Origin of the sequence: Paraburkholderia lebeckiae (genome assembly GCF_014201005.1) — a bacterium.
GTDB lineage: Bacteria > Pseudomonadota > Gammaproteobacteria > Burkholderiales > Burkholderiaceae > Paraburkholderia > Paraburkholderia tuberum.
In genome coordinates, this window is the sequence record NZ_JACHDK010000008.1 from 275367 (window position 1) to 296501 (window position 21135).

Consider the following 21135-nt stretch of genomic DNA (forward strand, 5'->3'; position numbering starts at 1 on the left):
CCGATTGAGCTCGAAGGTACAGCTTACAGTCGTTGGCTTTTGCTCCGGAATTCCCTGCGGTGGCGGAGCAATGACTATTGCGTGTACGTCGGTGCCAGACAATGGGAGCGTTCTTAAAGATGCCTCGCATGTCTACGAAACTGATGCAGAAGCGCGGCGGTCTGATCTATCGCCAAAAACGTAGGCCACACTCAATGGCTGTGCCTGAATAGAAAAAAGCCGCGTCAGCGCAAAGCGCTGACGCGGCCTCAGATGACCGGGTCGCGAGCCGATCTGGTTACTTCACCCCAAGCCCTCGCAACACAGCGTTACCCTCGGACGTCAGACGGATATGCGGCGTGCCCGCATCGTTCGAAACGGTCTCGACGAGACCTGCTTCGTAAAGCTGCGGAATTTCGGGTTTTGCGGATGCATCGATCGGCGCGTGCAGCAGCAGCAGCAGCGTCGCAAGTTCGTGATGGCTCAACAGACGGCGCAGGATAGTAGGCCGTTTGGCCGGTGTTTCGTTGGTTTTCGGTTCGGGCTGGTTCATGGAGCGCACCTGGTACGGGGACATGTCCGGGGATCTTGCGGACGAAGTCTTAAACGATTCTTAAGACCCCATTGTCCTGTAACACCGTGACATGAACGTTGCAATGGATCAGATTCCGGCGCCTGCAACTTCGCCTTTATGCGCCACCAAGCCTTATGGCGCGCAGGTTTTGCCTGCCGATTCGATCCACAGGTTGCTTACATGACGCTTGCCCGCATAGAAACGGTAAGTTGTCGCGCCGTTGTCGCTGCGTACCTTGACGATGTTCGAGTCGCCGAAGTCGAGCATCTGACCTTGCGGGATACCGGTCGACTTGAACGCGGCGTTGTGATGATTGGCCATCTGCGTCAGACAGGCGACCACGTCGTCGACGGAACGCTGCGTCGTCGTGTCCGTGACGGGTTCGCCGGAATCCGGGTCTTTCTGGAAATACGCGCAAGCGCTGAGCAGCAGCGAAAGGGACAGGACTGCAGCGAACTTCTTCATATCTCTCCTGGCGTTGATTCGGCGATTCGGCTGAGCAGGCGCCATTATATCGAGACGGCGAGCCTGTCCCGATCGGGGACGCAGGTCGCGTGCCTGAAAAGACGAAATCCGTATCGACGCGGCGACTTCCAATGACGAAGCCGCCGTGGTGCCTCCGGGGTCCGCCCGTTACTTGCGCCGCTGCGCCTGCGCCGCGAGCCGCACCGCCGCATTGGCCGCGCCGTAGCCGTCATAGCCGCCGCGCCGCTCGACGATCTCAAGGAAGAAGCGCTGGTCGAGTTGCTCCGTATAAGCGTGGAAAAACTCGCCGCCGCGTTCGTCGCGGTCGTACAGGATATTGTTCGCGCGCATCGCTTCGAGCAGCGTGTCGGACAGCACGTAGCGGGCCGCCAGGTCGTCGTAGTAATTGCGCGGAATGCGCAGGATCGGCACGCCATCCGCGACGAACTCGGGAATAGCGCTGAAGATGTCGCCGGTACTGAACGCGACGTGGTTCAGTCCGGAGCCGTGATACGTGTGCAGCGCCTCGGCCACCGCCGTATGGCGATCCACCGATGCATTCAGCGCGATCCGCACCGAGCCGTCGGGGCTGCGCAGCGCGCGGCTGCGCACGAGGCCGTACGGATCGGGAACGAGCACCCCCGGCTCGGCGAGGAAGCCGAACGCGGTGCGCAGAAACAGCACCCACGTATCGAGCGCACTCGCCGGCACCGACAGACACACGTGATCGATGCGCTCGAGCGGTCCCACCTCGGTCGGGCCGTTGACGTCGGTCAGGACGAAATCGGCCTCGAACAGCGTGGGCTGATCGGGCGTTTCGTCGACGAAATAGTTGAGGCTGCCATCCGGCGCCTGCACGGCCGGCAGCACGCGCTCGTTCGGCCCGATCTGGCCGGAGAACGGCGCGTAGCCAAAGCCGGCCGCGCGCTCGAATGCGTGGCTCGCGTCATCGACACGAAATGCCGATGCGCACAGCGACAAACCATGCTGCTGAAAAAACGCGTTCGCGAACGAATCGGGCTCGGCGTTCAGCACGATCGAGGCCGCGCCGTGCTGATACAGCGTCACGTCCTTCGAGCGATGCTGGCCGGCCTGGCGAAAGCGCAGCTTGCCGAGCCAGTCGGCGAGCTGGGTGCGCGTGGTGTCATCGACCGCGAATTCGAGGAACTGATAGCCGACGTGCGCGGGCGCGGCGGGCGAGCGGTACAGGCCGCCTGTCGTCTTGCGCGGCTGCTGTTGCTCCTCGAGCAGCGCGCGAGTTTGCTCTTCGAGGAACAACAACGAGCGATGGCCATCGGCGGCCGTGATCGTGGTGGGGGCGGCGCGAAAGCCGTCGTTGAAGATTTCCAGCGAAAGCGGGCCCTTGTAGCCAGCTTTGACGACCTGCGCGGTGAAGTTGGCGAGATCGAAGTCGCCCTGGCCGGGGAAGCAGCGGTAGTGGCGGCTCCATTCGAGCACGTCCATCACAAGCTTCGGCGCGTCCGCGATCTGCACGAACGCGATGCGCTCGCCAGGAATGTCGGCGATCGCGTCGGGCGTGTCGTTCAGCGACAGCGTATGAAAGCTGTCGAGCACGAGCCCGAGATTCGGGTGATTCACGGCGTCGACAAGCTTCCACGCGTGGCGATAGGTCTTTACGTGCCTGCCCCAGGCGAGCGCTTCGTAACCGGCGACCACGCCAGCCGCTTCGGCCGCGCGGGCGAGCGCGCCCAACTGGTCGATCATCAGCGAGTCGTCGCAGATCGTGTCCGGCGACACGTTGCTGCACACGAGGATGCGGTCCGTGCCTAGCTCGTGCATTACGTCGAACTTGCGCTTCGCGCGGTCGAGATTACGCTCGAGCCGTTCGGGACTGACACCGTCGAAATCGCGAAACGGCTGGAACAGCATGATCTTCAGGCCGAGGTCGTCGGCGATGCGGCGCACGTCGGCGGGCGAGCCGTCGAAATACAGCAGGTCGTTCTCGAAGATTTCGACACCTTCGAAACCCGCCGCGCGGATCGCGCTCAGCTTCTCGACGAGGGTGCCGCTAATCGACACGGTGGCAATCGAACGTTGCATGAACGGCTCCTGCAAAAACGGACAAACGAGGGGGAAACTCAGAGAAAAACCGCGGCGGCGCGCCTGGAGGCGCGGCCTGCCGGGCTTGCTGCAATGCGCAAAAATGAGCTAGTTCGTTACGCACTGAAGCAAGACGCAGGCCAGAATACCCCACACTACCCGGGAGTTTCGATAGTCTATACAAACTAACTAGATGGTACAAATTCGTAGAAACCCCGAATGACGACGGCGGCCGATGCGCGCACACTTCGCCATGCGTCGAAGAACCGCCGCGGGTGCCGCGGTTCGAGTCGCGCCTTATTTTGCGGGAGTCGTTGTCATGAGCTTTGCCTCCGTACTGGTCCTGAACGGACCGAACCTCAATCTGCTCGGCACGCGCGAGCCGGCCATCTACGGCGCGGAAACGCTCGACGACGTCGCGAAGCTGTGCCGCGACGCGGGCGAGCGCCTCGACCTCGCGATCGACTTCTGCCAGTCGAACGCCGAGCATCAGCTGATCGACTGGCTGCACGCGGCGCGCACCAAGGTCGACGGCATCGTGATCAATCCGGCCGCTTACACCCATACGTCGGTCGCGATCGCCGACGCATTGAGCGCGATCGAAAAGCCCGTCATCGAGGTGCATATCTCGAACGTGCATCGGCGCGAAGCGTTCCGGCATCACTCGTACGTGTCGGCGGTGGCGGACGCGATCATCGTCGGCTGTGGCACGCAGGGCTATGTGCTCGCGCTGGAACGGATGGCGACGATTCTTAAGAATAGGGCGGCGAAATGAACACTCAAGCGAACACTCGCGGAAATTCCCGAACCGACGCGCAGATCACCGCGTTGGCCAATGCGCAGGCGAGCTTGCGGGCCACTCCCCACTCCTTTCTGGTCGGTCTGATCGGCTCGGGCATCAGCGGTTCGCTCACGCCCGCGATGCACGAGGAAGAGGGCAGCAAGCTCGGACTGCACTATGTCTATCGACGCATCGATCTCGATGCGCAGAAGCTCGACACCGCCGCGCTGCCGGAGCTGCTGACGGCGGCCGAACGGATGGGTTACAACGGCCTGAACATCACGTATCCGTGCAAGCAGGCGGTGATTCCCCTGCTCGACGAACTGTCCGACGACGCCCGCGCGCTCGGCGCGGTCAACACCGTGCTGTTCAAGGACGGCAAGCGTATCGGTCACAACACTGACTGGTCTGGCTTCGCGCGTGCGTTCCAGCGCGGCCTGCCGGACGTGTCGCTGGAACGCGTCGTGCAGCTTGGCGCCGGCGGCGCCGGCGCGGCGGTCGCGCACGCGGCGCTGAACATGGGCGCGCAGTCGCTGACGCTGTTCGACGTCGATGCCGCCCGTGCGCAGTCGCTCGCCGACGAGTTGCAGGCGCGTTTCCCGAAAGCCAGGGTCAGCGCGGGCACGTCGCTCGAAGATTCGCTCTGCGTCGCGCAAGGCCTGATTCACGCTACCCCGACCGGTATGGCTAAAATGCCGGGCCTGCCGCTGCCGGCCGAATTGCTGCACCGCGACCTGTGGGTCGCCGACATCGTCTATTTCCCGATTCGCACCGCGCTGCTGCAGGCGGCCGAGGCGCTTGGCTGCCGCACGCTGAGTGGCGGCGGCATGGCGGTCTACCAGGCGGTCGACGCCATGCGTATTTTCACGGGCCTCGAGCCGGACGCCGAGCGCGTCTACACCCACTTTCAATCGTTGTTGCAACGCTAACCGGCCGCGTAGAGACCGGCACCCAAGCTGATCGAGGAGACAAGCACGCCATGACGCAATCGTTCCAATCCAGCTCCGCGGGCTCGCCCGCGCAGAACAAGGCGGCGAGCCCCGCGCGCCGTTCGAAAGCCCGTTACAAGATCCTCGCGCTGCTCGCGGTCGGCACGATGATCAACTATCTCGACCGCACCGTGCTCGGCATCGCGGCACCGCAGCTGACGAAGGAGCTCGGCATCAACGCCGCGCTGATGGGCCTGCTGTTCTCCGTGTTTTCGTGGAGCTACGTGGCCTCGCAGATTCCGGGCGGCCTGTTTCTCGACCGCTTCGGCAGCAAGCTCACATACTTCCTGTCGATGACGTTCTGGTCGCTCTGCACGCTCGCGCAAGGGCTCGTGGGGGGCATCGGCGGGCTGTTCGCCTTCCGTCTCGGCCTTGGCGTTTCGGAGGCGCCATGCTTTCCGACCAATAGCCGCGTGGTCGCCACGTGGTTTCCGCAAAGCGAGCGCGCGATGGCGACCGGCACCTATACGGTCGGCGAATATATCGGCCTCGCGTTTTTCAGCCCGTTCCTGTTCATGCTGATGGGCGCATTCGGCTGGCGCTCGCTGTTCCTCGTGGTCGGCGGCGTCGGTATCGCGTTCGGCGTCGTGTGGTGGCTGCTGTATCGCGAGCCGCGCGATCATCCGTCGGCGAATCAGGAAGAGCTCGACTATATCGAGGCGGGCGGCGGTCTCACGCAACGCAACAAGGATGTCGCGGGTGCGGCCGCGGGTGCAGCCGATGCGGCGGCATCGAAGAAGAGCGGCTTCCAATGGGGCACGATTGGCCAGCTGCTCAAGCATCGCCAGTTGACCGGCATCTGCCTCGGCCAGTTCGCGGGCAATTCGACGCTGGTGTTCTTCCTCACATGGTTCCCGACGTATCTCGCCACCGAACGTCATATGGCGTGGCTGAAGATCGGCTTCTTCGCGATCATGCCGTTCATCGCGGCTTCGATCGGCGTGATGTTCGGCGGCGTGTTCTCCGACTGGCTGCTGCGCCGTGGCAAATCGGCGAACGTCGCGCGCAAGCTGCCGATCATCGCGGGTCTGCTGCTCGCGTCGACGATCATTCTCGCCAACTATGTCGAGAGCAACGTCGTGGTGATCGCGATTCTGTCGGTGGCGTTCTTCGCGCAGGGCATGGCCGCGCTCGGCTGGACGCTGGTGTCGGATATCGCGCCCGAGGGGCTGCTCGGCGTGACTGGCGGCATCTTCAACTTCGCCGCGAACCTGGCGGGTATCGTGACGCCGCTCGTGGTGGGCCTGATCGTCGCGGCGACCGGTTCGTTCGTGGGCGCGCTGGTGTTTATCGGTGTCATCGCGTTGATCGGCGCGCTGTCGTATATCTTCGTCGTCGGCGATATCAAGCGGATCGTGCTGGTGGATTGAGTCTTCCCCGCTGAGCCGTCGCTTCATGTGACGGACGTGGTTCCCTTCGAATCCCCGGTTGTCGTCGCGGTGCGGCGGCAACCACGTCGACTGCCGTCACCGGTGTGCCGGGGCAGTAAGCCGCTGAACGCGCTGCGTTTCTCGAAGCGATAAAAAACGGGATGTGGCTTTCGCCACATCCCGTTTCCTTTTCAGCCGGTCGCCGCGCAACCGGCGTCAATCGTCCTTCTTCACGAACCGCAAGATCGCATCGACGATCATCGCCCGATGCCGCGCCCGCAGCCGCGGATGCGACGGATCGCGCCCAAACGCGGTGCCGAACGTATGCCGGTTGCCCACGCGATGGAAACACAGCGAGCTGATCATCAGATGCAGATCGATCGGATCGATGTCGCTGCGGAACTGGCCCGCCGCGATGCCGCGCGCGAGCAGATCCTCGATCGTGTGAATCACGGTGACGTTGCGTCCTTTGAACGTCTTGACCTGCTCGACGTACTTCGCGCCGTGAATGTTTTCGATCGTCACGAGGCGCACGAAATCGCGCTGGCGGTCGTGGTAGTCGAACGTGAATTCGACCAGCGCGCGCATGCCTTCGATCGGATCGAGTTCGCTGATGTGCAGGTCCTGTTCGAGCGCGCGAATGTCTCCATACACCTTTTCCAACACCGCCTGGTACAACCCTTCCTTGCTGCCGAAGTAGTAGTACAGCATGCGCTTGGTGGTATTCGTGCGTTCCGCGATCGCGTCGACGCGGGCACCAGTCAGCCCCATCGCGGAGAATTCCTGGGTCGCGACGTCGAGGATGTTGCGCTTAGTCTGCTCGGGATCGTATTTGCGTGGGGCGTCCACACGCCGGGCGTCGGCATGCCTGGCGCCGGTACGTCGCGCGTCGGCGTGCGGCGTGCCAGACACGATGCCGTTGGTATCAGGCTCGGCGGCCTTGCTTCCCTTTTTCATTGTGGTTTCGAGCGGCAGTGACGGCGCATTCTAGCATGGCGAAATGGGCCTCTGGCGTGGGTCCCGGGCATCGGCGAAGGCATCTCGAAGGAGCTTGCGTGGCGCTTACGCGACCGGGCGCGTGGGCCGGCGGCGCGCGGCGAGTGCGTCGCGTGTTTGCATCGCGGTGTACGTGAGCTGCGCGGCCGCGAGGCCGAGCGCGCCGTATGTGCGCGTGAGGCCGAAGGTCGCGAACGCGTCGGGCACCGGCCGTTCACCGCAGATAGCCGCGGCCAGCAGTTCGCCCGACACCGTGGTCGGCGCCATGCCGTGTCCGCCGAAACCGACCGCGTACCAGACGCCGTCCGTGCTTCGGCCGATCTGCGGCATCTTGTGTCGCGCATAGCTCATCAGGCCGCCCCATGCGTGATCGATGCGCACGTCGCGCAGCTGCGGATAGACCTTCAGCAGGTCCTGTCGTAACAGTCGCGCGATCGCCTCGGGCTCGCGGTCGCGCACGGAGATGCGGCCGCCCCACAGGATGCGCGTGTCGGGCAAGGGGCGGTAGTAGTCGAACGCGAAGCGGGTGTCATAGATCGCGGCGCGCGTGGCGATTGCGTCGTGCAAGCGTTCGCCGAGCGGCTCCGTTGCCATCACGTAGGTGGCGATAGGCAGCACCGCGCGCTCGACGCGCGCGTACACGTTGCGCGCATAGCCGCCGCCCGCCATCACGACGTGACGCGCGTCGAGCGCACCTTGCGGCGTCTCGACGACGAAGCCCGCGCCGTCGCGCCGCAAGCTGACGACCGGCGAGCGCTCGTGTATCGTCACGCCCGCTTGCGCGGCCGCCGCGGCGACGCCGATAACGTACTTGAGCGGATGAAAATGGAACGCGTTGCGCTCGAACAGGCCGCCGTGATAGCGGCTCGTTTTCAGATGCGCGGCGAGTTGGTTGGCAGCGATCGGTTCCCAGTCGACGCCGAACGAATCGCGCATCAAACGCCGTTGCGCTTCGAGACGCGCAGGTTCGTCGAACCAGTTCGCGAGGATCACGCCGGCATCGGTCGCGTCGCAGTCGATCCGATAGCGCGCAATTCGCTTGCGCATCAGCTCGACCGCGTCGGTGGTCAGCGCATAGAGTTCGCGCGCGCGAGTCGGCCCGAGCGTCTTCAGCAGGTCGGCGCAATCGAGGCTGTAGCCGCCGAACACGAAGCCGCCGTTGCGTCCCGATGCGCCGAAGCCGACCTGCTGCGCCTCGAGCACGACGACGTCTTCGACGCCGCGTTCGGCGAGTCCCAGCGCGGCGGAGAGTCCCGCAAGTCCGCCGCCGACGATGCAGACGTGCGCGCTGCCTCGGCCGTTGAGCGGCGCATAGGCGGAGGAGCGGGTGACGGTGGCTTCGTAGAAACTTTGCATGGGGCGCGAGCTTGTGGACACGCCCTAGGTTAGCGGCAATCGCGTGTGCCCGTCCAGCCCGCGTGAGCCCGCACGTCGACAGGCGCCCCGCCGCGCTTCGTTCTGCGTTATCGACCCCAGCGCAACACCAGCGGATCGAGTCGGCGTGCGATCTTCAACAGTCCTTCGCGCGTCGCCGGATGCATCGGCGGCAGCGGGTGACGCACCGCGTCCGAACCGATCACGCCGCCTTCCTTCATCAGCGCCTTGCACGATGCGAGGCCGCCCTGGCGATTCTCGTAGTTGATCAGCGGCAGCCACTGCTGATAGTGCGCGGCGGCGGCCTCGGTATCACCGGCCGCATAGGCATCGACGATCAGGCGGATGCCATCGGCATAACCGCCGCCCGTCATCGAGCCGGTCGCGCCCGCATCGAGGTCGGCCATCAGCGTGATCGCTTCCTCGCCGTCCCACGGACCGACGATCGCGTCGCCGCCCAGTTCGATCAGCTCGCGCAGCTTGTTCGCGGCCTGCGGCGTTTCGATCTTGAAGTACGACACGTTGTCGATCTCGCGCGCCATGCGAGCGAGGAACGGCGCGGACAACGGCGTGCCGCTGACCGGTGCGTCCTGGATCATGATCGGAATCTGGATGGCATCGGACACCGTACGATAGAACTCGTAGATGCCGCGCTCGCCGATGCGGATCGTCGCGCCGTGATACGGCGGCATGACCATCACCATCGCGGCGCCCGCGGCCTGCGCTGCGCGGCTGCGCTCCGCGCACTGGTACGAGCTGAAGTGCGTGGTCGTCACGATCACCGGCACGCGGCCCGCGACGTGTTCGAGCGCGAGATGCATCAGTGTGTTGCGCTCGTCGTCTGACAGCGCGAACTGCTCGGAGAAGTTCGCGAGAATGCACAGGCCGTTCGAGCCGGCGTCGATCATGAAATCGAGGCAGCGCTTCTGGCCTTCGAGGTCGAGACGCCCGGCGTCGTCGAAGATCGTCGGCACGACGGGGAAGACGCCGCGCAGGGCGGGAGAGTGTGACGCTTGGCTCATGGCGATGTGGTCCGTACGGGGATGGAAGGATTGCGCTCGAGCCCGGGAACGGGCGGCGCAACTGGATGAATGTCTCCTTCGGCGACTATACGGCGCTGGGCCTCGCGGGTATATTGAATTGTTTCCATATCGTGATCGCTTTTGCGATTCACCCCACCGATGAAAGACACGCTCAACGTGCTGCTGTCGAAGCTGCGCATGAAGCAACTGCATCTGCTGATCGCGCTCGACGATCACAAATCGCTGCACAAAGCGGCCGGCGTAATGTCGATGACGCAATCGGCGGCGAGCAAGGCGCTGCAGGAACTCGAATCGATGCTCGACGCGCCGCTTTTCGAGCGCTCGAAAAGCGGCATGATCCCGAACCAGCTCGGTCATTGCGTGATCCGATATGCGCGCGTCGTGACGTCGGACCTCACCGCGCTCTGCCAGGACGTCGCCGAAATTCGTTCGGGGCGGGGCGGGCGGCTCGCGCTCGGCGCGATCATGGGCGCGATTCCCGACTGCGTGGTGCCCGCGCTGAATCAATTGCATGCGGCGCAACCGGGCCTGTCGATCGAAGTGGTCGAGGACACCAGCGCACGAATGCTCGCGCAGCTCGACGACGGGCGGCTCGATCTGGTGGTCGGCCGAGCGGCGGTCGCGGCCGATCCGTCGAAGTATCAGTATCGTCCGCTCGGCGACGAGCCGTTGGCGGTGGTGGTCGGTTATCAGCATGCGCCGTTGCCGCGCCGCGAGATGATGTTGCGCGATCTCGCCGGGCATCGCTGGGTCATGTATCCGTCACACATGCCGCTGCATGCGCTGCTCGAACGCGAGATGGATCTCGCCGGCCTCGACATGCCCGACAATCCGATTTCGACGGCTTCCACGTTTGTGACAGTTGCACTGCTGCAAAGCAGCGCCGAACTCGTTTCGCTGCTGCCGAGTGCAATTGCTGGGCCGTTCGTGCGGCACAAGATGCTGCGCGTCGTGCCGGTCAGGCTCAAATCGCCATCGCAGACGTTCGGCATCGTCACGCGCAAGGGCGGCGTGCTGTCGCCGCCGGCGGAACGGTTTATCGCGCTGTTGCGTGCACAGACGAAAGCGCAAATTTAGGCGCTGCGCAATCAAATTGCTCAGCCGTCTGCCCGGTTGCCGGTAAGAATGCCAGCAAAAAAGCGACTTTCTTTCGGCAAGGCCCGCCAGAAACGGCAAAACCGCCCGAAAAGGCGGTTTGTTATTCGTGTGAAAAGAGCTTCAATATCTCATGCCGGTTCGCGTTTTGTCATCCGGCGCCAGCAGGTGTTGTAGCCGCGACACTGTCGCATCAATCCGAACCGATGAGGGTTTCTCGTTCCGAGCTACACTGGTTTGAATGAACTGAGCCAGGCTCGACACCCTGGCCATCGCTCGGGGAGAGCAGCCATGAATCGGCCACCGCTTCGGTTTCCGCTTCGCGTGACCAGCACCGTGCCCGTGCGGAGTTGGCGTTGGCTCAAATGGGGGCTTGGCGCGTTTTTGCTGCTCGCGGTGGCGCTGATTGCGCGGCTCGTGCAGATCGAGATCGAGACCTCGCGACTGCAGGCGCGATACCTTTCCGAGCTGACCCGCGACGTCGCTTTTTCGGTCGCCGACGGTCCTAGTCATTCCATCCGCTTTCCGCAAGCCGACAAGGGCCCGTACGACGCGCGCCTCGGCTACGCGCTGTTGCCGGCGATCCAGCAGCGTCTGTTGCAACATGGCTTCGAAATCAGCTCGCAGGCGCGCGATTCAGAACGCATGCTCTCGCTAGCCGATGACGGCCTGTTCCTGCCTTACGACGAAAAAGACACGGCCGGCCTGCAATTGTTCGACGGCACCGGCGTGCCGCTATACAGCGCTCAGTTTCCCGGTCGCGTGTACGACGGCTTCGACGCAATTCCGCCGCTCGTGGTGAACTCGCTGCTGTTCATCGAAGACCGCTATCTGCTCGATCCGAATCAGCCGAACCGCAATCCGGCGATCGACTGGGGGCGCTTCAGCCGCGCGCTCGTCGACCAGGGCGCGCGCGTGTTCAATCGTCATCAGCAGACGCCCGGCGGCAGCACGCTCGCGACGCAGATCGAGAAATTCCGTCACTCGGCGGGGGGCCGCACCGCGACGCCGCCGGAAAAGCTGCGGCAAATCGCGTCGGCGTCGGTGCGCGCTTATCTGAACGGGCCGCAAACGCTGCCCGCGCGCGAACAGATCGTGGTCCATTATCTGAACTCGGTGCCGCTTGCCGCGCAGCCCGGCGTCGGCGAAATCAACGGTATCGGCGATGGGCTCGCCGCCTGGTATGGGCGCGATTTCCGCGAGACCAACCGGCTGCTCAAGTCGCCGTCGACCGATGCAAATCTGCCCGACCAGGGTCTGGCGTTTCGCGAAGTGCTGTCGCTGATGATCGCGCAGCGCGCGCCGTCGTTTTTTTTGCAGCGCGGCTATCCCGAGCTCGAACGGCTGACCGACAGCTATCTGCGGCTGCTCGCGAGTGGCGGCGTGATCACTGAGCAGCTGCGCGACGCGGCGCTGGCGGCGCACGTCGAACTGCATCGCGCGCCGCGCAGCACACCGGATCTCGGTTCGTTCGTGTCGCGCAAGGCCGTCACGTCGATGCGCTCGCATCTGCTCGCCGCGCTCGGCGTGCGTAGTTTCTATGAACTGGACCGCCTCGACGTGCAGGCGACAGGCACGCTCAACAATGACGTGCAACAAGCCGTTGCCGAGCGCCTCGCCGCCGCCGCGACGAAAGACGGCGCGAAGGCCGCGGGTCTCGTCGGCTACGAAATGTTGCGCGGGTCCGACGATCCGTCGCATATCGCCTACAGCTTCACGCTGTTCGAGCGGCACGGCGACGCGAACCTCGTGCGCGTGCAGACCGATAGCGTGAACCAGCCGTTCGACATCAATTCCGGCGCGCGCCTGAACCTCGGCTCGACCGCGAAACTGCGCACCGTCGTCACGTATCTGCAGATCGTCACCGATTTGCACACACGTTACGCATCGCTGAGCAATGCCGAGCTGAAGGCGCTCACGCCCGATCCGAACGATCGGCTGACGCGCTGGGCGATCGACTATCTGCTGCACACGCGCGACCATTCGTTGCAGCCTATGCTCGACGCCGCCGTCGAGCGCAAATACTCGGCGAGCCCGGGCGAAACGTTCTTTACGGGCGGCGGCGCGCAGACTTTCGCGAACTTCGAGTCCGACGACAACAGCCGCATCCTGACCGTGCATCGCGCGTTCCAGCATTCGGTGAACCTCGTGTTCGTGCGACTGATGCGCGATATCGTGCACTATGAAATGGTGCAGACCACCGGGCCGTCGTCGCAATGGCTCGGCGATCCGGCGACCCGCAAGATGTACCTGACGCGTTTCGCCGATCAGGAAAGCCGCGTGTACATGAAGCGTTTCTACACGAAGTACCACGGCAAGACGCCTGATCAGCAGATCACGCTATTGCTGCTCGGGGTACGCAAGTCGCCCCCGAAAGTGGCGACCGCGTTGCGCAGCGTCGCGCCGGATCAATCGAACGCGTGGTTCAACAGGATGATGTACGCGGCGCTGAAGAACACGCCGGCGGCTTCGATGCTCGACGACGTAGATCTCGCGAATCTGTACGACAAGTACGGCATCAACCGCTTCAACCTGAACGACCGCGGCTATATTTCGAGTGTGCATCCGCTCGAACTATGGACGCTGAACTACCTGCGCTCGCATCCGGATGCGACGCTTGCGCAGATCGAAGCCGCGAGCCAGGACGTGCGCCTGTCGACTTACTCGTGGCTCTTCAAGACGCGCTATCACGTGACCCAGGATCACCGCATCAAGCGCATGGTCGAGCTGCGCGCCTACGACGCGATCGGCAAATCCTGGCAGGCGCTCGGCTATCCGTTCGCGTCGCTGACGCCGTCGTATGCGGCGGCGATCGGCGCGTCGGGCGATCGTCCGGCGGCGCTCGCGCAACTGATCGGTGTGATCGCGAACGGCGGCAACAAGGTGCCGACTGAAACGCTGACGCAAATCGACTTCGCGAAAGATACGCCGTACGAAACGCATTTCAGGCGCGCGGTGGTCGCGCCGCAGCAGCAGGTGTCGCCGGAGATTGCCGGGGAGGTGCGGATGCTGTTGCGCGACGTCGTGACGGGTGGCACCGCGAGGCGTCTCGCGCAAGGCATGACGTTCCCGAACGGCGAAACGCTCGAAGTCTATGGCAAGACCGGCACCGGCGATCAGCGCTTGAACGTGTACGCGAAGGGCGCGCGGTTGATCGAGTCACGCAAGGTGAATCGCAGCGCGACCTTCGTGTTCGCGCTCGGCGACCGCTTCTACGGCACGTTGACTGCGTGGGTGCACGAGCCGTATGCCGCGCGTTACGACTTCACGAGTGCGCTGGCGGTGCAGTTGCTGAAGTCGATGGCCCCTGCGTTGCAGCCGTTGCTCGACAAGCCGGTTCAGAAAACCGTGATGGCGCCGCCGGCGGGATCGACGCCTGCTGCGACGAAGGTTGCCGCGCAGTGAATCGCTCACCGCTCGTCATAAGCCGTCTCCGACGCCGCCGGCTTCAGGAACAGCTCATGCACCGGCGCGAAATGCGCATATAGCGGCAGAATCGCACCGCCCATCGCGCGGGCATCGGCGCCGATCGCGCCTTCGAGCAATTGCGGCCGCACCATCCCTTCCCATTCGAAACGATCGAGCACGCGCTCGGTGCGGCGAATGATCTCGCGCAGCAATAGCCGGTCGAACTCGCCGTCGATCACGACGGCTTCGAGATCGAGCAACGCGGCCGCATTGGTTAGCGCGTTCGCGATCGCCGGGCACGCGCTGTCGAGCCATCGCTCGGTATGCCGCCACAACTCGGGCGACAACGCGCGATGATCATGCGCCGCGGCCGCCGGCGCACCCGCATCGCTGAACAGTTGTTCGAGTACGAAGCCCGATGCCGCGTGCAGCAACTGCCGCGCTGGTTTGCGTGCGCTGCCTTCGCGCAGCGGGATCGAACCGACCGCGCCCGCGTTGTCGTGCGGACCGCCATGCAGACGTCCGTCGATCACGAGACCCCCGCCGATGAACGTGCCGACGAACAGATACAGGAAGTTGTGGATGCCGCGGCCCTGGCCCATCACGAGTTCGGCCGCGCACGCGGCCGTGGTGTCTTTGGCGAACTCGACGGGCAGGCCGGTTATCGTCGCGATGCGCGCGCGCAGATCGATGTCGTTCCAGGCGTCGAGCGCGTCGGGCGGCGCGCCGAGAAAGTCGCGCCAGCCGCCGAGCCACAACGGCGCGGCGACACCGACGCCGACCACCTTGCCCGCCTTTGCGCCGAGCGTCTGGTTCACGCGCGCGAGTTTGTTTTCGAGCGCGGGGAACAGCGCGCGCGGATCGGGATACGCATACTCGAATACGTCGCGGCATACGATGCGCCCGGCGAAGTCCATCGCGAGCACGTCGAGACTGCGGCGTCCGACCTTGATGCCGATCGTGTACGCGCCGTCCGCGCACAACGCGATCGGCACCGACGGCTGGCCGATCTTGCCGCGCAGGCGCGCCTGCTTTTCGAGCAGGCCGTCGGCGATCAACCGGTCGACGATCATCGACACCGTCTGCATCGAAAGACGCGTGAGGCGGCCGACCTCGGCCTTCGGCAGTGGTCCATGCAAGCGGATCGTTTGCAGCACGATGCGCTCGTTGAATTGCCGCATGCCGACCTGATTCGAGCCGACCGTGCGTTTGACCGGCGAACGCCTGCTGGTGCTGGAGGTGTCCATTGTCGTGTACCGGCCTCGTGGCTCAGCGGATTGAGCGGCGCGTCATGCGATCGCCTTCACGTCGGCTGTCTTCGCGCCGGTCATGATCGCGACCGCTTCCGACATGTGCACATCCTTCGTATTGACGAGCGCCGCGCGCCGGCCGAGCCGCTGGATATGGATGCGGTCCGCGATCTCGAACACGTGCGGCATGTTGTGGCTGATCAGAATTACCGGCAGGCCACGCTCGCGCACGCGCCGGATCAGTTCGAGCACCATGTTGCCTTCCTTCACGCCGAGCGCGGCGGTGGGCTCGTCCAGAATCACCACGTGACGCGCGAATGCCGCGCTGCGCGCAACGGCGACGCCCTGGCGCTGGCCGCCGGACAGCGTTTCGACCGCCTGGCGCATCGAGCGGATGCCGATTTGCAGATCCTTCATGGCCGCGGTCGCTTCCTCGAGCATGCGGCGCTTGTCGATCATCTTGAACAGCGAGCCGCGCCAGCCGGGCTTCAGCAATTCGCGGGCGAGAAACAGGTTTTCGGCGATGCTCATCGCCGGCGCGACGGCGAGTTCCTGGTACACGGTCTCGATGCCTTGTGCGCGCGCATCGAGCGGACTGCGGAACTTGACCGGTTTGCCGTCGAGCAGAATCTCGCCTTCGTCGGGCACCGTGGCGCCCGAAAGCGCCTTGATCAGCGACGATTTGCCCGCGCCGTTGTCGCCGATCACCGCGAGGATCTCGCCGGGCAGCACTTCGAAATCGCAACCGTCGAGCGCGGTCACGTTGCCATAACGTTTGACGAGCCCGCGTGCCTGCAGAACCGGCATCGGAGCGGACGTGGAAGGGGGGGCGGAGGTCAACATGAGGGGGCTCCTGTGCGGGATCAACGGCCGCGGTGCGAGAGTTTATCGGCGGCGACCGCGAGAATCACGAGGATGCCGGTGATCAATACCTGGTACACCGAGGAAACACCGATCAGCGTCAGGCCGTTACGGAATACGCCGACAATCAGCGCTCCAAGCAAGGTGCCGACGATCGAGCCGCGTCCACCGAACAGACTCGTGCCGCCGAGCACGACCGCGGTGATGCTGTCGAGGTTCTCGGTTTGCCCGGCCTGCGGATCGCCGACACCGGTGCGTGCTACCGACAGCAGCGCGGCGATGCCGTAGATCGCGCCGGCGAGCGTGTAGACGGTCAGCAGAATCCGCTGCGACGACAGGCCCATCAGTCGCGCGGCCTCGGCGTTGTTGCCGAGCGCGTACAGATGCCGGCCGGGCACCGTGTCGCGCAGCACGAACCACGTGGCCAGATACATCAGCAGCGTCAGCACGGTGCCGTACGTGACTTCCGCCGGTCCGAGCCTGAACGTGCTGCCGAGGAACATGATCGCATCGGGCAGGTTCGACACGCTTTCCGCGTTCGAGTAGATCTGCGTGAGCGCAAACGCGATGTTCAGCGTACCCAGCGTGACGATGAACGCCGGCAACTTGATGCGCGTGATCAACAGACCGTTCAGTAAGCCGAACAAGGTGCTGGCGCCGATGCCGCACAGAATCGCGAGGATCGGCGGCACGCCGAGCACGACCGCGAACTTCGTCATGATGATCGAGCCGAAGGCCATCACCATGCCGCAGGACAGATCGATGCCACCGGTCAGCACGATCAGTGTCTGGCCGATCGCGATGACCGCGACGACCATCGTCTGTTGCAGGATCAGCGACAGGTTCTGGAACGATAGAAAACGGGTGCTCTGCGAGATAAAGAATGCGCAGGCCAGCACCAGCGCGATCAGCGGTCCGATTTCGGACAGCGACGGCAGGTGCTCGGTGAAAGACTGGCGCGGGCGGCCGGCGGGCGCGGAAGGGGTCGACATGATGGCAGTCCTCGGTACATGAGCGTGACGTGAAGGTCACGCCGCAAATCAGTTGGCGGCCCGGCACGACGCGCAACGGGCCGCTGTGCAATGCGCGTTACTTGTTGCCCCAGCAGTTGTCGAGGCCGAACTTCGTGTCTTTGCTGTCGATGCCGGACATCGGCTTGTCGGTGATCAGCGTGACGCCGGTGTCCTGATAACCGGACACCTTCTTGCCGGTCTTCGCGTACTCGACGCCGGCGGTGACGCCGAGCGCGGCCATCTTCAGCGGATACTGCTGCGAGGTCGCCGCGATCGCGCCGGCCTTTACGTTGCGTACGCCTTCGCAACCGCCGTCGATCGACACGATCATCACGCCCTTGTCCTTACCCGCTGCCTTCAGAGCGCGATACGCGCCGGCCGCGGCCGGTTCGTTGATCGTATAGACCACGTTGATGTCGGGCGCTTTCTGCAGGCAGTTTTCCATCGCCGTCTGACCTTTCGCCTGATCGCCGCGGGTGTCCTGGCTGCAAACGATCGACGGATCGCCTTCCTTGACGCCGAAGCCTTCGAGGAAGCCGTTGTGGCGCAGCACGCCGACCGACACGCCCGGCGCGAGATCGAGCGTGGCGATCTTCGCGGGCTTGCCGTTCAGCGCGGCCTTCGCATATTTGCCGATCAGCACGCCGGCCTTGAAGTTGTCGGTGGCGAACAGGGCGTCGGTTGCGTCCTGCGGATCGGTCGGCGTATCGAGGGCGATGACCATCACACCGGCCGCGCGCGCCTTCTTGATGCTCGGCACGATCGCTTTGGTGTCGCTCGGCGTGATCAGGATTGCTTTCGCGCCGGCCGTCATCATGTTTTCGATCGCGGTGACCTGACTCGCATTGTCGCCGTCGAACTTGCCGGCGGCCGTGACCAGTTTCGCGCCGTCTTTCGAAGCAGCCGCGTCCGCGCCCTGGCGCATCTTGACGAAGAACGGGTTCGTATCGGTCTTCGTGATCAGGCCGATGACGGGCTGGTCGGCGGCCTGACTCGCGCTTGCGCACCCGAGCGCCGCTGCCGCGGCGCACATCGACGCGATTGTCCTGGCGACAGGACGCCTGTGGGAATTCAGATTCATGAGACGCTCCTCCGGTTATTGGCAACGACGTATGGGACTGCAGATAGATCGAAACTGCGAAGCTGCGGGCTTGAAGTTTGGCGATGACGCTTCGACGTAATGTGGTCCGAAGGAAATCGCCTAAATCACTTTGGTTGATTTAGTACAGCAGGCGCGCGACCGCTCGTCAAGGAAATGTGAAGCGCGGAAATTCGCCGCGCCGCGAACCGTGTGCAGGCTGAAAGCCTTGTGTGGTAACGCTTTGGCGTTGTGTTGCAGTGCGAAGCGGCGCTTCTCGGCTTGGGGAAAGTCCTGGCCCGTATGAAAGCTGGTTGAAACGTCAACGATGGTTTTTCAACGCAATTCGCGGTGCGTAACGCGCTTTTTCGGTGGGCGCTGAATGTTTGCGAGAGGTTGCGGCGGAACAGCGCTTGCTCGCCTCGACAGAATGCGAACCTTTCGGAGAGACCCATGCCTTCGCACTGGTGGCAGCGACGACTCGGCTCGCGCGCATCGCTGATCGCCGCCGCCCTCGTGATCGGCGTTCTGTACGCGGGCAGCACGATGGTCACGCCGCTTTATCCGCTCTATCAACGCCGGTTCGACTTGTCCGATCTGACGATCACGCTCGTGTACGCGACCTACGTGATCGGTAATCTCGGCGCTTTGTTTCTATTCGGTCGCGTGTCCGACCAGGCCGGGCGCCGATCGGTCAGTCTGCTCGTGCTCGCAGCCGCGATCGCGAGCACGATGTGTTTTCTGTTCGCCACGCATGCGACGTGGCTTTTCGTCGCCCGAGCGGCGAGCGGCCTTGCGATCGGCGTCGGTGCCGCGACGGCGACCGCGTGGATCGCGGAATTGCACGCCGGCGCCGACAAGGCGCCCGCCAGCCGTCTTGCCGCGGCGGTCAATCTGGCTGGGCTCGGAGTGGGACCGCTGCTGACCGGACTGCTCGCGGAATTCGCGCCCTGGCCATTGCGCACGGTGTTCGTCGTTTATCTGTCGACGCTTCTGGTCACCGCGGCGTTGGCGGCGCTCGCATGCGAAACGGTCCAGGCGCGCGCCCGGACGTTTGCACAGGTGTCGTTCGCGCCACGCATCGGCGTGCCCGCGCAATTGCGCGTGGCATTCGTCGTGCCTGCCGTCACCGCATTCGCGACCTTCGCGCTGCTCGGCTTTTTCGCGGCGCTGTTGCCCAATCTGATCGCGAACAGCATGCATCTGCACAGCCCCGCGCTGAGCGGGGCGCTCGTCGCCGAACTGTTCGCCGCGAGCACGATCACCGTGATGGTCACGTCGAAACTCGCCGCTCGCACCGCGATGTTCGCCGGACTGTGGCTGTTGCCGCCGAGTCTCGCGTTGCTGCTGTGGGCGCAGGTTGCCGCGTCGATCGTAGTGCTGAGCGCGGCGACGGCGCTGTGCGGGATCGCCGCCGCGCTCGGGTTTCGCGGCAGTTTGCAGGAGATCAACCGGATCGCGCCCGCGGACCAACGCGCCGAATTGCTATCGGCGTATCTGCTCTGCTGTTACACCGGCAACTCGTTGCCGGCGGTCGGCATAGCGCTGCTGTCGACCCGGGTCGGACATTTGTGGGCGAACGTCGCGTTCGCGGCGGTTTCCGCGGTATTGGCCTGCATTGCGTTGGCGGTCGGCGCGCGTCGGCCCCGTCACGCGAGTTGACGCGCGGCAAGCTGGCCAAGCCTGGTCCAACTGCTACGGACTGCAACGTTGCGGCGCGGCTGTAACCGCCACATCAACGCGAACGCGGTGCGGCCGTCGATGCGCGCACGACCAGTTTCAGCTCGGACGAAATCCGCATCGGCACGTGCGCCGGCAGGTCCCGCGCGGCGCGTTCCGGCTGTCCGTAGGAAGTCTCGATCAGCTCGCGCAGCAGTTCCACTGCAAGTCCGGCGACTTCGACCGTCGGCACCGCCACCGTCGTCAGTGCGGGGCGCGACTCGCGCGCGAGCTGGATGTCGGTGATGCCGATCACGGACAGATCGTCCGGCACGCGCAGGCCGAGATCCGCGGCCGCGTGCATCGCGCCGAGCGCAGGCAAATCGTTGGTCGCGAAGATCGCGCTTAGTTGCGGATCGGCTTCGAGCAGCGCGCGCGCCGCCAGGTAGCCGCCGTGGATCGTGTCGAGCGCGTGCCGCACGCGATTTCTCGTTACACCGGCCGCGCGCAACGCGTCGACGAAACCTTCGTAGCGCGCCGCGTGAATGCCCGACGCCTTGCTGCCGACGATCGCACCAAAGCGCCGATGCCCGAGCTCGAGCAGATGCTCGCCGGCCAGTTGGCCGGCCAGCCGGAAATCGACCGCGACGCACGGCAGCCCGGGCGGCTCGGTGGGCCGCTCCCACATGCACAGCACGACCGGCGTGCCGCGCGCTTCGGTCTTGTGCAGATCGGCGAAATCGAGGTTCGCGTTGGTCACGAGCACGCCTTCGGACAAGGTGCCGGCGATCTGGTCGAGGTACGCGCGGCCGCTTAGCGGATCGTCGTTGGTATTGCAGATGATCACGAAGTGGCCGCTCGTGCGCGCAGCGCGTTCGACCGCGAGCGCGAACTCCGGATAGAACGGATTCGCGATGCTCGACACCATCAGCGCGAGCGTCGGCGCACGGCCCTCGGCGAGCGCGCGCGCGGCGAGATGCGGGCGATAGCCGAGCGCCGCGACTGCCTCGAGCACACGTTGCCGGGTCGTTTCGCCAACGCGGCCGCGATTGCGCAGCACGTTGGACACCGTGGCTGGCGTGACGCCGGCATGACGCGCGACTTCGCTGAGTGTGGGCATGATATGGTCATTATTTGGG

The 21135-nt window shown here is 64.5% G+C and carries 17 protein-coding genes; 6 read left to right on the plus strand and 11 right to left on the minus strand.

The window, feature by feature from the left end:
- Positions 1–277 precede the first annotated feature (277 nt).
- From HDG39_RS18120 to HDG39_RS18130, 3 genes are all read right to left on the minus strand, one after another.
- Entirely contained in the window at positions 278–532 is a 255-nt protein-coding gene (locus tag HDG39_RS18120; protein ID WP_018423418.1) for a hypothetical protein, read from the minus strand.
- A gap of 153 nt (positions 533–685) precedes the next feature.
- Positions 686–1018, minus strand: coding sequence for a hypothetical protein (locus HDG39_RS18125; RefSeq protein WP_018423417.1), 333 nt, complete (start codon positions 1016–1018; stop codon positions 686–688).
- Between the two features lie 168 nt (positions 1019–1186).
- Positions 1187–3079, minus strand: coding sequence for a bifunctional sugar phosphate isomerase/epimerase/4-hydroxyphenylpyruvate dioxygenase family protein (locus tag HDG39_RS18130; RefSeq protein WP_184007332.1), 1893 nt, complete (start codon positions 3077–3079; stop codon positions 1187–1189).
- A gap of 319 nt (positions 3080–3398) precedes the next feature.
- Between HDG39_RS18130 and aroQ the strand changes: the two genes are divergently transcribed.
- Genes aroQ through HDG39_RS18145 form a run of 3 tightly spaced genes read left to right on the plus strand, consistent with a single transcriptional unit; the run spans position 3399 to position 6219 of the window.
- A complete protein-coding gene (aroQ, locus tag HDG39_RS18135; RefSeq protein ID WP_018423415.1) occupies positions 3399–3854 on the plus strand; it encodes a type II 3-dehydroquinate dehydratase in 456 nt (151 codons plus the stop codon).
- Positions 3851–4789, plus strand: a complete 939-nt coding sequence (locus tag HDG39_RS18140; RefSeq protein ID WP_184007334.1) for a shikimate dehydrogenase — start codon at positions 3851–3853, stop codon at positions 4787–4789. The genes aroQ and HDG39_RS18140 overlap by 4 nt, the downstream gene beginning before the upstream one ends.
- 50 nt (positions 4790–4839) lie before the next feature.
- On the plus strand, positions 4840–6219 hold the full coding sequence (locus HDG39_RS18145; protein ID WP_184007336.1) for an MFS transporter: 1380 nt from the start codon (positions 4840–4842) through the stop codon (positions 6217–6219).
- Between the two features lie 216 nt (positions 6220–6435).
- On the opposite strand, the gene HDG39_RS18150 is transcribed toward HDG39_RS18145, so the two are convergent.
- The 3 genes from HDG39_RS18150 to HDG39_RS18160 form a co-directional block, all read right to left on the minus strand.
- Positions 6436–7176 carry a TetR/AcrR family transcriptional regulator gene (locus HDG39_RS18150; protein ID WP_184007338.1) on the minus strand — a complete coding sequence of 247 codons (741 nt, stop codon included), beginning with the start codon at positions 7174–7176 and terminating at the stop codon, positions 6436–6438.
- A 105-nt stretch (positions 7177–7281) separates the two neighbouring features.
- Positions 7282–8571 (minus strand): NAD(P)/FAD-dependent oxidoreductase, encoded by a 1290-nt coding sequence (locus HDG39_RS18155; RefSeq protein ID WP_184007340.1) that lies wholly within the window; start codon positions 8569–8571, stop codon positions 7282–7284.
- A 107-nt stretch (positions 8572–8678) separates the two neighbouring features.
- On the minus strand, positions 8679–9611 hold the full coding sequence (locus HDG39_RS18160) for a dihydrodipicolinate synthase family protein (RefSeq protein ID WP_184007342.1): 933 nt from the start codon (positions 9609–9611) through the stop codon (positions 8679–8681).
- 159 nt (positions 9612–9770) lie between these two features.
- Here HDG39_RS18160 and HDG39_RS18165 point away from each other — a divergent pair, with 159 nt between their 5' ends.
- Positions 9771–10709, plus strand: a complete 939-nt coding sequence (locus HDG39_RS18165; protein WP_184007344.1) for a LysR family transcriptional regulator — start codon at positions 9771–9773, stop codon at positions 10707–10709.
- Between the two features lie 309 nt (positions 10710–11018).
- Complete coding sequence (locus HDG39_RS18170) at positions 11019–14132, plus strand: transglycosylase domain-containing protein (RefSeq protein WP_184007346.1); 3114 nt, start codon at positions 11019–11021, stop codon at positions 14130–14132.
- A gap of 5 nt (positions 14133–14137) precedes the next feature.
- Here the strand turns inward: HDG39_RS18170 and HDG39_RS18175 are convergent, their stop codons facing one another.
- The 4 genes from HDG39_RS18175 to HDG39_RS18190 all read right to left on the minus strand — a co-directional run bounded on the left by HDG39_RS18175 (position 14138) and on the right by HDG39_RS18190 (position 18340).
- Positions 14138–15382 (minus strand): ROK family transcriptional regulator, encoded by a 1245-nt coding sequence (locus tag HDG39_RS18175; protein WP_184007348.1) that lies wholly within the window; start codon positions 15380–15382, stop codon positions 14138–14140.
- 42 nt (positions 15383–15424) lie between these two features.
- Positions 15425–16228, minus strand: coding sequence for an ATP-binding cassette domain-containing protein (locus HDG39_RS18180; protein WP_260328039.1), 804 nt, complete (start codon positions 16226–16228; stop codon positions 15425–15427).
- Positions 16229–16248: 20 nt separating this feature from the next.
- Positions 16249–17238 (minus strand): ABC transporter permease, encoded by a 990-nt coding sequence (locus HDG39_RS18185; RefSeq protein ID WP_184007350.1) that lies wholly within the window; start codon positions 17236–17238, stop codon positions 16249–16251.
- Between the two features lie 97 nt (positions 17239–17335).
- A complete protein-coding gene (locus tag HDG39_RS18190) occupies positions 17336–18340 on the minus strand; it encodes a sugar ABC transporter substrate-binding protein (protein ID WP_184007352.1) in 1005 nt (334 codons plus the stop codon).
- Positions 18341–18790: 450 nt separating this feature from the next.
- Here HDG39_RS18190 and HDG39_RS18195 point away from each other — a divergent pair, with 450 nt between their 5' ends.
- Positions 18791–19999: an MFS transporter gene (locus tag HDG39_RS18195; protein WP_184007354.1), complete on the plus strand. Its 1209-nt coding sequence runs from the start codon at positions 18791–18793 to the stop codon at positions 19997–19999.
- Positions 20000–20072: 73 nt separating this feature from the next.
- On the opposite strand, the gene HDG39_RS18200 is transcribed toward HDG39_RS18195, so the two are convergent.
- On the minus strand, positions 20073–21116 hold the full coding sequence (locus HDG39_RS18200) for a LacI family DNA-binding transcriptional regulator (protein ID WP_184007356.1): 1044 nt from the start codon (positions 21114–21116) through the stop codon (positions 20073–20075).
- Positions 21117–21135: the final 19 nt, after the last annotated feature.

Excerpts from the sequence above, each read along its gene's own strand:
- HDG39_RS18120 (WP_018423418.1), bottom strand. The coding sequence starts at position 532 with ATGAACCAGCCCGAACCGAAAACCAACGAAACACCGGCCAAACGGCCT.
- HDG39_RS18125 (WP_018423417.1), bottom strand. The coding sequence starts at position 1,018 with ATGAAGAAGTTCGCTGCAGTCCTGTCCCTTTCGCTGCTGCTCAGCGCT.
- HDG39_RS18130 (WP_184007332.1), bottom strand. The coding sequence starts at position 3,079 with ATGCAACGTTCGATTGCCACCGTGTCGATTAGCGGCACCCTCGTCGAG.
- aroQ (WP_018423415.1), top strand. The coding sequence starts at position 3,399 with ATGAGCTTTGCCTCCGTACTGGTCCTGAACGGACCGAACCTCAATCTG.
- HDG39_RS18140 (WP_184007334.1), top strand. The coding sequence starts at position 3,851 with ATGAACACTCAAGCGAACACTCGCGGAAATTCCCGAACCGACGCGCAG.
- HDG39_RS18145 (WP_184007336.1), top strand. The coding sequence starts at position 4,840 with ATGACGCAATCGTTCCAATCCAGCTCCGCGGGCTCGCCCGCGCAGAAC.
- HDG39_RS18150 (WP_184007338.1), bottom strand. The coding sequence starts at position 7,176 with ATGAAAAAGGGAAGCAAGGCCGCCGAGCCTGATACCAACGGCATCGTG.
- HDG39_RS18155 (WP_184007340.1), bottom strand. The coding sequence starts at position 8,571 with ATGCAAAGTTTCTACGAAGCCACCGTCACCCGCTCCTCCGCCTATGCG.
- HDG39_RS18160 (WP_184007342.1), bottom strand. The coding sequence starts at position 9,611 with ATGAGCCAAGCGTCACACTCTCCCGCCCTGCGCGGCGTCTTCCCCGTC.
- HDG39_RS18165 (WP_184007344.1), top strand. The coding sequence starts at position 9,771 with ATGAAAGACACGCTCAACGTGCTGCTGTCGAAGCTGCGCATGAAGCAA.
- HDG39_RS18170 (WP_184007346.1), top strand. The coding sequence starts at position 11,019 with ATGAATCGGCCACCGCTTCGGTTTCCGCTTCGCGTGACCAGCACCGTG.
- HDG39_RS18175 (WP_184007348.1), bottom strand. The coding sequence starts at position 15,382 with ATGGACACCTCCAGCACCAGCAGGCGTTCGCCGGTCAAACGCACGGTC.
- HDG39_RS18180 (WP_260328039.1), bottom strand. The coding sequence starts at position 16,228 with ATGTTGACCTCCGCCCCCCCTTCCACGTCCGCTCCGATGCCGGTTCTG.
- HDG39_RS18185 (WP_184007350.1), bottom strand. The coding sequence starts at position 17,238 with ATGTCGACCCCTTCCGCGCCCGCCGGCCGCCCGCGCCAGTCTTTCACC.
- HDG39_RS18190 (WP_184007352.1), bottom strand. The coding sequence starts at position 18,340 with ATGAATCTGAATTCCCACAGGCGTCCTGTCGCCAGGACAATCGCGTCG.
- HDG39_RS18195 (WP_184007354.1), top strand. The coding sequence starts at position 18,791 with ATGCCTTCGCACTGGTGGCAGCGACGACTCGGCTCGCGCGCATCGCTG.
- HDG39_RS18200 (WP_184007356.1), bottom strand. The coding sequence starts at position 21,116 with ATGCCCACACTCAGCGAAGTCGCGCGTCATGCCGGCGTCACGCCAGCC.